Genomic DNA, 11,925 nt, shown 5'->3' with positions numbered 1-11,925 from the left:
CCTCTAACGTCCCGGCTTCGCGCGCCAGAATCGGATGGCGCGTTGGTAACCTACTCGTGAGGTTCGGGGAAACGGTCGCTTTCGGCAAGGTCGGAGAAGCGGGTGAACTCGCCCTGGAAGTGCAGGTTGGCGGTGCCGGTTGGGCCGTGACGCTGCTTGGCGACGATGACTTCCGCCCGGTTCCGCACCCGTTCCAGCTTTTCCATATCCTCGGGCGTTGCCTCGTTGCCGATGGCCTTGGCCAGATAATATTCCTCACGGAACACGAACATCACCACGTCCGCGTCCTGCTCGATGGAGCCCGATTCGCGCAAGTCCGACAAGATCGGCCGCTTGTCGTCGCGCGCCTCGACCTGACGGGAGAGCTGGGACAGGGCGATGATCGGGACGTTCAACTCCTTCGCCAGCGCCTTGAGCCCGGTGGTGATCTCGGTGATCTCCTGGACGCGGTTGCCCTGGTTCTTCTGCGAGCCGGACAGAAGCTGGATGTAGTCGACGATCAAGAGATCGAGACCGCGCTGGCGCTTCAGGCGCCGGGCGCGGGCGACGAGCTGGGCGATGGAGATGCCACCGGTCTGGTCCACATGAAGGGGAACGACCTGCATGGTTTGGGCGGCGGCGGCGAGTTTTTCGAAGTCATGCTCGCTGATGTCGCCACGGCGGATCTTCGAGGAGGAGATTTCCGTCTGCTCGGAAATGATACGGGTGGCGAGCTGTTCGGCCGACATTTCCAGCGAGAAAAAGCCGACCACACCGCCATTGGTGGTCTTGAGCGAGCCGTCCGGCTGTTCTTCCGCCCGGTAGGCCTCGGCGACGTTGTAGGCGATGTTGGTGGCGAGCGAGGTCTTGCCCATGGCCGGACGTCCGGCCAGGACGATAAGGTCGGAGGGCTGCAAGCCGCCCATCAGCGCATCGAGATCCTTCAGCCCGCTGGAAATGCCCGACAGGGCGCCCTCGCGCTGGTAGGCGGCGGCGGCCATTTCGATGGTGGCCGACAGGGCATCGCCGAAGGAGACGAAGCCCGCGTCGCTGCGCCCCTTTTCCGCCAGTTCGAACAGGCGCCGTTCCGCATCGTCGATCTGCGCTTCCGGCGGCATTTCGATCGGCGCGTCATAGGCGATGTTGACCATGTCCTCGCCGATGCGAATCAGATTGCGGCGAATGGCAAGGTCATAGATCGCCTGGCCGTAATCCTCGGCGTTTATGATCGAAGCGGCATCGGCGGTCAGGCGCAGGATGTATTGCGCCGCAGGCAGGTCGGCGATCCGCGCGTCATGCGGGAAGAAGGTCTTCAGCGTGATCGGCGAGGCGATCTTGCCGGCGCGGATGAGCTGCCCGGCCTTCTCGTAGATCTCGCGATGGGGTTGGATATAGAAGTGGCCCGGTTCGAGGAAATCCGAGACCCGGTAGTAGGTTTCGTTGTTGACGATGATCGCGCCCAGAAGCTGCCGTTCGGCTTCCGCGTTATGGGGCGCCACGCGCATCACGGTTGCATCGTTCTTGTCGGGCGCTGGTGCCGGACCGTTCATCTCGTTTCCTCGCTGCTGCCTCTCTCGTAGCGGAGGCGGGCGGGCGAGGGAAGGGTGTGGCGCGGGATTCCCTGCAAGCGTGAAGCGCCCGTGAATCACCGGGATAACCTGTGAATCAAGGTTGACGTTGACCACGCAAAGAGTTTGGCCGGCTCAGGATTGCCCCGCCGCCGAAACGGCGGGGCATCCGGTCGGCGCGTCCGGGGGCGTCAGCCGCCGATCTTGCCGCCATCCTTGCGGGTGACCACGACCACCGAGGGGCGCGGCGGCATGCCCTCGACAAAATCCGGCCAGCGGGTGGCCGGATCCTCGAAGGTCGAGTTCCGCTCAAAGCCCTTGAAGTTCTTGGTTCCGTCCGTGCCCGGATGCTGGACGGCGAGGAACAGGGCGCTCTGGTCCGGCGTGAAGTAGGGGCCGCACAGCTCGCCGCCGACGGGGCAGCGGAAGAACAGCTTCGAGGAGCCGCGCAGCGCGCCCTCGGTCTCGACCGCATAAAGCCCGTCCGACTTGCCGGTCTTGCCCCAGTTGGAGCCCTGGTCGGTGGAGACCCAGAGCCGGCCGGCGGCGTCGATCGCGCAGTTGTCGGGGGAGGCGAACCAGCCGTGCTCGGAGGTTTCCGGCCCCCACTGGGCGCCGACCTCGGCAATGCGCGGATCGCCGCACTTGACCAGGATGCTCCAGGTGAATTCCCGGGCTGCGTGGTCTTCCTGTGGGGCGACCATCTCGACGATATGGCCGAAGGCGTTGTCGGCGCGCGGGTTGGCCGCATCCTCCTGGCCTTCCTTGCGGCGGGTGTTGTTGGTCAGCATCATGTAGACGCGGCCCTTCTCCCCCGGCTGGACGTCTTCCGGCCGGTCCATCGGCGTGGCGCCGAGGGCATCGGCGGCAAGGCGGGTGTCGATCAAGACGTCGGCCTGGCTGGCAAAGCCGTTTTCCGCCGTCAGCGGGCCTTCGCCATGGATCAGCGGCAGCCATTCGAGTCGGCCATCTTCATGGAACCGGCCGACATACAGCGTGCCCTCGGACAGGAGCTTCTTGTTGGCCTCGCGGTCGTCCGACACCGTGCCGCTGGAGACGAACTTGTAGACATAGTCGAAGCGGGCATCGTCGCCGCTGTAGATCACGACCCGGCCATCGCCATTGACGATCGCCTCGGCGCCTTCATGACGGAAACGTCCGAGGGCGGTGTGCTTGACCGGCGTGGAGGCCGGATCCAGCGGGTCGACCTCGACGATCCAGCCGAAGCGATTCACCTCGTTCGGCTCCTTGTCGAGATTGAACCGGTCGTGATGCTGGCCCCAGTTGTACCAGCGCCCCGGCGCGCCGTAGCGCTTCAGGCTGGCCGCCTGCGGCCCTTCGATCACCGGCTTGCCGTCGGCGTTCAGCTTGTCGGTCCAGAAGTAGCCGTGGAAGTTCTCTTCGGCCATCAGGTAGGTGCCCCAGGGGGTCATGCCGCCGGCGCAGTTGTTCAAGGTGCCGATCACCCGGGTGCCTTCCGGATCGGCGGCGGTCTTCAGGCGCGCATGCCCGGCGGCGGGGCCGTCGACGGTCATTTCCGTGTCGAGCATGCTGATGCGGCGATTGTACCTGGAGCCGGCGACCACCGACCATTTGCCGGCGTCGTCCCGGGCGATCTCGAAGACCGAACCGCCATGGGCCGCCATCTCGATGTCCACCAGCGCCCGGGTCATGTCGGCGAAGTCCTTGTTGTCCTGCCGGCCAATGCCGGGGAACATGACTTCCTCGTTGGTGTATTCGTGATTGACGCAAAGCAGGCCGCGTTTGCCGTCTTCCGACAGGGGCAGGAAGCCGACATAGTCGTTGTTATAACCAAAGCGGCGGAGCTGATCCGCCGCACTCTGGTTCTGCGGGTCGAACGGCCCGACGTCATCGAACAGCGGATCGCCCCAGCGGATCAGCACATCGGCATCATAGCCCTCGGCGACATGGTGGCGCTCGTCATTGCCGCTTTCCAGCTCGGCAAAGGCAAAGCTGCCGTTGGCCGCGCGGGCGGTGCCGGGTGCTGCGGTCAGCGCGGTGGTGCCGAAGAGGGCAGTGACGGCGCTCACCCCCAGAACGCCGCGCAGCACGTCGCGGCGGCCGTAGCGGGCATTGACGATGTCGCCGAAGGTTTTCGCTTCGGCCGGGCTCAACACCGTGTTGTCGGCCTCTTCGAAAGCCTCGGCCTTGTTTCCGAAATCATCCGTCTGGCGCAGTCGGGTCATTGCCATTCTCCCTCAAGGACACGCTTCAGGTTGCGTGGATAACTGGCGGGCTCACATGCCGCTCGGGAAATTGATGCGGTGGGTTCGTGACAGTTTCATGAAATATTCCATCGATTTAATCGATATATCACGCTGCTTCTCCGCCAGAATATCCGCGAATGCGCCTGCATTCACCGGTTGTGATGCCGCCGGGCGGGAAGGAGAGGTGTGGGTGTTGCCGTTCCGGGGTTGCGAACGTCATGGAACTGTCGCTTAATGTTCATGTGAGCGACATTTCGCGTTCATATGAAAACAATACGAAATGCGGGCGTTTTCGTTCGACATGATCCGGGCCTTCCGGTCATGGGTCTCAGTTCAACCGCATGTCGGGTCGTTTCCCGAGCCTTGGGAGTTAAACAAACATGGCACATCGCAAGACACTCGCCGGTCTCGTCGCAGCGACGATCCTGGCTGGCAGCACCGGCGTTTCCTACGCCGCGACCGAAATCCAGTGGTGGCATGCCTTCTCCGGCCGTCTAGCCGAATTGCTCACCGAGCAGGTCGAGAAGTTCAACGCCTCGCAGAGCGACTATGTGGTCGTGGCTTCGCACAAGGGCAATTATTCCGAGACCCTGAATGCGGGCATCGCTGCCTTCCGCGCCGGTGAGCAGCCGCATATCCTGCAGGTGTTCGAGGTCGGTACCGCGACGATGATGTCGGCCAAGGGCGCCATCAAGCCGGTGTTCGAGGTGATGGAAGAGACCGGCAAGCCGTTCGATCCGGAGACGTATCTGGCCGCCGTCAAGGGCTACTACACCACCACCGATGGCAAGATGCTGTCGCTGCCGTACAACTCCTCCACCCCGGTGCTCTACGTCAACCGCGATGCACTGACCAAGGCCGGCCTCGATCCGGACATGGATCTGTCGACCTGGGACAAGGTCAACGAGGCGATGGATGCGGTGAAGGCCTCCGGGTCGAGCTGCCCGCTGACCACCGCGTGGCAGAGCTGGGTGCATCTTGAGAACCTCTCCGCCTATCACAACGTGCCCTTTGCGACGAAGGAAAACGGCTTTGCCGGCCTCGACACCGAGCTGTCGTTCAACGGTCCGGTTCAGGTGAAGCACATCGAGGCCATGGGCCAGTGGGCGAAGGACGGCAAGTTCATCTATGCCGGCCGCCGCAATGAGGGCGGCGCCCGCTTCCGCGCTGGCGAATGCGCCTTCTTCACCGAATCCTCCGCCGGCTACGCGGGCGTGAAGGCGGAAGCCGACTTTGCCTTCGACATTCGTCCGCTGCCGTACTGGGCGGGCACCGAGGGTGCACCGCAGAACACCATCATTGGCGGTGCGTCGCTGTGGGTGATGGCCGGTCACAAGGATGAGGAATACGCCGGCGTCGCCGAGTTCCTCAACTTCCTGTCGAGCGCCGACATCCAGGCCTCCTGGCACCAGAACACCGGCTACCTGCCGATCACCATGGCTGCCTACGAGCAGACCAAGGACGCCGGTTTCTACAAGGAGAACCCGGGCACCGACATCGCCATTCTGCAGATGACCGGCAAGGCGCCGACGGCCAACTCCAAGGGCCTGCGTCTCGGCAGCTTCGACCAGATCCGCGGCATCATCGACGAGGAACTGGAGGCTGTGTGGTCCGGCGACAAGACGGCCCAGGCCGCCCTCGACAACGCGGTCGCCCGTGGCAACCAGCTGCTGCGCCGCTTCGAGCAGGCCAACCGCTGAGGCGGGACGCGGGATCGCCGTTGACGGTGGCCGGTCTCCGGCCGGCCTGACGCCAGCGGCCCCGAGAACAGCGCGCGCGGCCCGGGGGCTTCCCGGGGCGCGCGTCTTCCCATTTTCCGGCGCGGCCCGCTCAGGCGCGCCGCGACCGCTTCCGGTGATCGGGACATGCAAAAACGCGTCGTATTCAACAATCGCCTGTTGCCCTATGCCCTGCTGGCGCCACAGATCCTGGTCACGGCGGTGTTCTTCTTCTGGCCGGCCGGGCAGGCGATCTACCAGTCAGCCTTCATTCCTGATCCGTTCGGGCTGAAGTCGCAGTTCGTCGGCTTCGGAAATTTCGAATTCCTGTTCTCCGATCCCTATTATCTGGCCTCCTTCCAGACCACGGCGGTGTTTTCCGCCGCCGTCACCCTCCTGTCGATGGGGGCGGCGTTGTGGCTGGCGGTGATGGCCGACCGGATTATCAAGGGCTCGGGCGCCTATCGCACGCTCCTGATCTGGCCCTATGCGGTCGCCCCGGCGATTGCCGGCGTGTTGTGGCTGTTCATGTTCAACCCCAACGTGGGGCTTGTCGCCTGGTACCTCAACGCCATCGGCTATGACTGGAACCACGTGCTGAACGATGGCGAGGCCATGGGGCTGGTGGTCGTTGCCTCGGCCTGGCGGCAGATCAGCTACAACTTCCTGTTCTTCCTCGCCGGCCTGCAGGCGATCCCGCGCAGCGTCATCGAAGCGGCGGCGATCGACGGGGCAAGCTTCTGGAAGCGGTTCTGGACCATTGTCTTTCCGCTCTTGTCGCCGACCACTTTCTTCCTCCTGGTGGTGAACATCGTCTACGCCTTCTTCGAGACCTTCGGCGTGATCCACACCATCACCGGCGGCGGGCCGCAGCAGGCGACGACGATCCTTGTCTACAAGGTCTACGCGGATGGGTTCGTCGGCCAGGATCTCGGCTCCTCCGCCGCCCAGTCGGTGGTTCTGCTCGTCGTCGTCGGCCTGTTGACGGTGGTTCAGTTCCGCTACGTCGAACGCAAGGTGCATTACTGATGAGCGGCATGGTCGAAAAACGCGGGATCGGCACCTGGCTGACCCATCTGAGCCTGATCGCCGGCATCGCGGCGATCTGTTTCCCGATCTATGTGGCCTTCGTCGCCTCGACGGTGACCCAGCCGGAAATCGCCCGGCCGCCGATGCCCCTGCTTCCGGGATCGCATTTCCTGGAAAATTACGGCACGGCGCTGTCCCAGGGCATCAACTCGCCAGTGTGGCTGATGCTGATGAATTCCAGCATCATGGCGCTCGGCATCGCCATCGGCAAGATCGCCATCTCGATCCTGTCCGCCTATGCGATCGTCTATTTCCGCTTCCCCTTCCGGATGGTGTTCTTCTGGCTGATCTTCCTCACTCTGATGTTGCCGGTGGAGGTGCGGATCGTGCCGACATACGAGGTCGCCGCCGGATTCGGGATGCTCAACTCCTACTCCGGTCTGATCCTGCCGCTGATCGCCTCGGCGACGGCGACCTTCCTGTTCCGCCAGTTCTTCCTGACGGTGCCCGATGAGTTGATCGAGGCGGCGCGGGTCGACGGGGCGGGGCCGATCCGCTTCTTCATCGATATCCTGTTGCCGATGTCGCGCACGAACATCGCGGCGCTGTTCGTCATTCTGTTCATCTACGGCTGGAACCAGTACCTGTGGCCGCTGCTGATCACCACCAAGCCGGAAATGAACACCATCGTCATGGGCATCAAGCAGATGTTCCCATCCGGCGACGATGTGGCCGAATGGCCGGTCATCATGGCAACCGCACTGATGGCGATGCTGCCGCCGGTCGCCGTTGTCGTCTTCATGCAGGGGCTTTTCGTCAAGGGCCTCGTGGATACTGAGAAATAGGGTTCCGATGGCGCAAATCGCATTTTCCAACCTGCGCAAGTCCTACGGCAAGACCGAGGTCATCCACGGGGTCGACACCCATATCAACGATGGCGAGCTGATCGTCATCGTCGGCCCGTCCGGCTGCGGCAAGTCGACCCTGCTGCGCATGGTCGCGGGGCTGGAGACCGTGACCTCCGGCGAGATCCGCATCGATGGCCGGGTGGTCAACGATCTGGAGCCGCGCGAGCGGGACATCGCCATGGTGTTCCAGAACTACGCGCTCTATCCGCATATGAGCGTCTTCGACAACATGGCTTACGGGCTGAAGATCGCCAAGGTGCCGCAGGCGGAGATCCGCGAGCGGGTGGCTGTGGCGGCGAAGATGCTGGAGCTGGAGCCCTTCCTGGAGCGCAAGCCGCGCCAGCTTTCCGGCGGCCAGCGTCAGCGCGTGGCCATGGGCCGGGCAATCGTGCGCAAGCCGGCGGTGTTCCTGTTCGACGAGCCGCTGTCGAACCTCGATGCCAAGCTGCGGGTGCAGATGCGGGTGGAGATCAAGACCCTGCAACGGCGCCTTGGCGTGACCTCGCTCTACGTGACCCACGATCAGGTCGAGGCCATGACCCTGGCCGACCGGATCATCGTCATGAACGGCGGTGTGGCGGAGCAGATCGGCACGCCGCTCGCCGTTTACGAAAAGCCGGCGACCACCTTCGTGGGCGGCTTCATCGGTTCGCCGCCGATGAATTTCCTGTCGGTGGAGCGCTTGCAGGGCAGCGGTCTTGCCGCCTCCTTCGGCGAGGCGGCGCCGACCTTGGCAAAGACGGTCGGCGTGCGGCCGGAGCATCTGAGCTTCTGCGGCGAGGGGCAGGCGGCCTGGAGCGGCGAGTTGGTGATCGTCGAGGCGCTGGGGGCGGAAACGCTGGCCCATGTGCGGCTCGACGATGGCGAGGTGATCATCGTCCGGCTGGATGGTGGCCGGACCGCGCCGGTGGGCGAGAGCCGGGTGCATGTCACTTGCGAGGCCGACAAGCTGCATTTCTTCGGCACCGACGAAAAGCGCATCGACTGAGGTCGCCCAAAAAACGGCGGCCGCGTTGTGTCGCGGCCGCCGGAATGGCGTCAGTCGAGCGTTTCGACCAGCCGGCGCATGAGCTGCATCCGCGGCAGCAGCGACGAGATGTAGATGTGCTCGTTGAGCGTATGCACATGGTCGCCGTCGGGCCCAAGCCCGTCGAGGGTGGGCACGTTGGCGGCGATGAAGTTGGCGTCTGAGCCGCCGCCGGTGGTCTCGTCGATCAGCTCGAAACCGATCTCGGCGGCAAGCCCCGCCGCATGGTCGAACAGGGCGGTGATGGCCGGCGTCTTCTCGAACGGCGGACGGTTCATGCCACCAGTCACCGTGACGGTCACATCCGGGGTCTTCGGCGTCAGGCCGGTGATACGGGCGACCATTTCCTCCGCCGCCGCAACGGTCGGCACGCGCAGGTCGACTTCCGCGCTGGCATGCTGCGGCACTACGTTGGTTCCACTGCCGCCGGTGATCTGGCCGACATTGATGGTGATATCCCGGTCATAGTCGGTCATCGCTTCCAGGGCGATGATCTGATGGGCCAGTTCGGTGACCGCGCTGCGTCCCTGCCAATGACGGGCGCCGGCATGGGCCGGGCGGCCTTCGGCGCGCAGGGTGAAGCGGCCGACGCCTTTGCGGGCGGTGACGATATGGCCGCCATTGCGCGCCGGCTCGGTGACGAGCGCGTATTTCGCGGTTTTCGCCTGCTCTTCGATCAGGCCCCGGGAGGTCGGGCTGCCGACTTCCTCGTCGGAGGTGAAGAGAATGCGCATCGGCAGGGCCGGGGCCTGGGCGCCGCCGGCAATTGCCGCCGTGATGGTGCGCATGGCCGCAAGCCCGTTGTAGGCGCCGCCCTTCATGTCGCAGATGCCGGGTCCATAGCAGGCATCGCCGTCGATGCGGATCGGCAGATCCTTGTCGATGGTGCCCTTGGGGTGCACCGTGTCCAGATGGCTCAGGAACAGGATGCCGGGCTGGCTGTGATCGCCCCAGGGCGAGCGGACCAGCAGATGGTCGCCATAGCCGGTGGCGCCGGGAAACCGCTCACAGGTGGCGCCGAAGGCCTCGGCCTCCTGGGTCACCAGATCCATCAGGCTGTTGATGCCGGCCACATCCGGTGTGTGCGTCTCGATACGAACCCATCTCAGCAATCCAGTCAGCAAGTCATCGGTCGACGGGTCCATGCCAGTCCTCTTCGCTCGTTCTGTGTTTTGAAAAAGGGTGTCAGGTGAGGGGCGCACAATAGCCCGGCGCGGGCGGCGGAGCGAGCGCGAACAGCACGAGGGCGACCTCGAAATCGGCCGATGCCACGAAGAGCCCGAAACGAGACCGCCGGCGCCATTGGGCGCCGGCGGTTCAGGTTTGCCGAAAAGGTCGCGCTGATCCGATCAGGCGGCGCGCACATCTTGCAGGAAGCGCTCCACCTCGGTTTTCAGGGCGGAGGCATCGCGGCTGACGGCGGTCGCCGCGTTGGTGACATCATTTGCCGCCGCCCGGGTCTCGTTGGCGGCATCGGAGACGCCGAGGATGTTGCCGGTCACGTCCTGGGTGCCGCGCGCGGCCTCTTCCACGTTGCGGGCGATCTCGCCGGTCGCCGCGCCCTGTTCCTCAACCGCTGCGGCAATGGCCGAGGCAATGGCGTTCATTTCCTCGACGGTCTTGCCGATCGACTGCACCGCGCCGACGGCGGTTTCCGTCTCCCGCTGGATCGAGCCGATCTGCGCGGTGATTTCCTCCGTGGCATTCGAGGTCTGGCTGGCGAGCTCCTTCACCTCGGCGGCAACCACGGCGAAGCCGCGCCCCGCATCGCCGGCGCGGGCGGCCTCGATGGTGGCGTTGAGCGCCAGAAGGTTGGTCTGCTCGGCAATGGCGGCGATCATGTTCACGACCTGGCCGATCTTCTCCGCCGCCTCGGCGAGGCCGTGGATCTGATGGTTGGTGCGCTCGGCCTCGGAAACGGCCTGCGAGGCGATCTCGGAGGATTTGGAGACCTGAGACCCGATTTCCAGAATCGAGGAGCTGAGTTCCTCCGTCGCGGATGCCACGGTCTGCACATTGGCGGCCGCCTGCTGGGCGGCGGAGGCGACGGTGGTCGCCCGGGCGTTGGTGTCGTCGGCGGTATCGGACATGTTGCGCGCGTTGCGCTCCATGTCGTCGGCGGAGGCGGTCACCGTCCGCAGCAGGGCAGCGGCGCTTTCATCGAAGCTCTGGGTCAGGGACTGGATGCGCAGGGCGCGGGCATCGCGGGACTTCTGCTCATCGGCCTGGGCGGCGGACAGTTCCTGCGCGCGGATCATGTTGTCGCGGAAGACACCGGTCGCCGAGGCCATGTGGCCAATCTCGTCGTTGCGGCCTTCACCCGGGATTTCGATGTTCATCTGTCCATCGGCGAGCTGACGCATGGCATCGGTGATCGCCGCCAGCGGACGGGTGATGCTGTTCGACAGGAAAAGCCCGGCGGCGATGATCAGCGCCAGCATCGGCACCACCCACATGGCGGTGCGGGTCATCTCCGCCGCGAATGCCTGGTTCACATCATCGACGTAAAGGGCCGAGGTGATGGTCCACTGCCAGGGGGCGAAATTCAGCGAGTAGCTCACCTTCGGCGCGGGTTCGGTCTCGCCAAGCCGGGGGAAGACGAACTCCGTATAGCCGCCGCCCTTTCGGGCCGCCTCAAGCTGGCCGACGACGAGTTCCACGCCATTGGCGTCCTTCATGCTCAAGAGGCTCTTGCCCTCGACGCTGGGGCTGGGATGCATCACGACGAAGCCTTCCCGCTCGGGGCTGGAGTCGATGACCAGGAAGTAGTCTGTCTCGTTGTAGCGCAGCACACGCAGCGTTTCGCGCGCGGCCTCCTGTGCCTCTTCCAGGGTCATCTTGCCGGCCTTTGCGTCCTCCGCCAGCTTGGTGACCAGAGAATGGGCGGTCTCGACCTGGGAGCGCACCATGTCGCGGCGGCCTTCCATCATGGATCCGTAAAACGTGTAGGTCTGGACGCCGAGCACCAGAAGGAGCGCGGCAAGCGAGCCGGCAACCAGCACCAGCATTTTCTGTTTGATGGACATGGAAATGCGACCTCTTGAAACGAGCTATGTCGCCAGAGAACCGGTTTCTTCTAAATCTTTGGTAAAATTTCAGAATGATGAATTTTGTAACTACTTCGGGTCTCTCCGGAAATTTCCCTACGCAAGCTGTTTTTCCGCGCTCTTCATGGTGGGAGCGCCTGCGGCATGTCTTTTCGCTTTCAATTCCCAAAATGATTTTTATCAGTTGATAAATTGCGGTTAAGAAATGGTTTCTATAGCCGTGTTGCAGGGGAGATTTGTTTTGGCGGACGTTCGGAGCGCGGCAGGGCGGGGCGGGGCAGGGCCTTGAAAACCTGCTTGGCGCAATCTGCCTCTGCGTAAGGGTGCGTCTTTGCCTGGTGTGTTGCGTAAGGCGATGGATCTGGTTCGCGGATTTCGCGCTGCCGGGCGGGTTCAAAGGAGCCGATTTGCGACCCGGCGA

Annotated in this window: 8 protein-coding genes; 4 read left to right on the top strand and 4 right to left on the bottom strand. The window is 64.1% G+C overall.

What is annotated here, in order from left to right; all coding sequences use genetic code 11:
• Positions 1 to 50: 50 nt before the first annotated feature.
• Positions 51 to 1,529, bottom strand: a complete 1,479-nt coding sequence (locus tag IEV83_RS03110) for a replicative DNA helicase (protein ID WP_181761892.1) — start codon at positions 1,527 to 1,529, stop codon at positions 51 to 53.
• A 209-nt stretch (positions 1,530 to 1,738) separates the two neighbouring features.
• Complete coding sequence (locus IEV83_RS03105) at positions 1,739 to 3,754, bottom strand: PhoX family protein (RefSeq protein ID WP_181761893.1); 2,016 nt, start codon at positions 3,752 to 3,754, stop codon at positions 1,739 to 1,741.
• 401 nt (positions 3,755 to 4,155) lie between these two features.
• Between IEV83_RS03105 and ugpB the strand changes: the two genes are divergently transcribed.
• The 4 genes from ugpB (at position 4,156) to IEV83_RS03085 (ending at position 8,418) form a co-directional block, all read left to right on the top strand.
• Positions 4,156 to 5,475 (top strand): sn-glycerol-3-phosphate ABC transporter substrate-binding protein UgpB, encoded by a 1,320-nt coding sequence (gene ugpB / locus IEV83_RS03100; RefSeq protein ID WP_181761894.1) that lies wholly within the window; start codon positions 4,156 to 4,158, stop codon positions 5,473 to 5,475.
• A gap of 165 nt (positions 5,476 to 5,640) precedes the next feature.
• Positions 5,641 to 6,522, top strand: coding sequence for a sn-glycerol-3-phosphate ABC transporter permease UgpA (gene ugpA / locus IEV83_RS03095; protein ID WP_181761895.1), 882 nt, complete (start codon positions 5,641 to 5,643; stop codon positions 6,520 to 6,522).
• Positions 6,523 to 6,530: 8 nt separating this feature from the next.
• The gene (ugpE, locus tag IEV83_RS03090) at positions 6,531 to 7,367 is read left to right on the top strand and encodes a sn-glycerol-3-phosphate ABC transporter permease UgpE (protein ID WP_181761899.1); all 837 of its coding nucleotides are present in this window, start codon (positions 6,531 to 6,533) and stop codon (positions 7,365 to 7,367) included.
• A gap of 7 nt (positions 7,368 to 7,374) precedes the next feature.
• Complete coding sequence (locus IEV83_RS03085; RefSeq protein ID WP_181761896.1) at positions 7,375 to 8,418, top strand: sn-glycerol-3-phosphate import ATP-binding protein UgpC; 1,044 nt, start codon at positions 7,375 to 7,377, stop codon at positions 8,416 to 8,418.
• A gap of 50 nt (positions 8,419 to 8,468) precedes the next feature.
• On the opposite strand, the gene IEV83_RS03080 is transcribed toward IEV83_RS03085, so the two are convergent.
• On the bottom strand, positions 8,469 to 9,602 hold the full coding sequence (locus tag IEV83_RS03080; protein WP_181761897.1) for a M20 family metallopeptidase: 1,134 nt from the start codon (positions 9,600 to 9,602) through the stop codon (positions 8,469 to 8,471).
• 204 nt (positions 9,603 to 9,806) lie between these two features.
• On the bottom strand, positions 9,807 to 11,483 hold the full coding sequence (locus IEV83_RS03075; protein ID WP_181761518.1) for a methyl-accepting chemotaxis protein: 1,677 nt from the start codon (positions 11,481 to 11,483) through the stop codon (positions 9,807 to 9,809).
• Positions 11,484 to 11,925 lie beyond the last annotated feature (442 nt).

The organism is Stappia taiwanensis, assembly GCF_014635285.1.
Classification (GTDB): Bacteria; Pseudomonadota; Alphaproteobacteria; order Rhizobiales; family Stappiaceae; genus Stappia; species Stappia taiwanensis.
The sequence above is the reverse complement of the archived record's forward strand: the minus strand, read 5'-3'. Positions and strand labels throughout refer to the sequence as shown.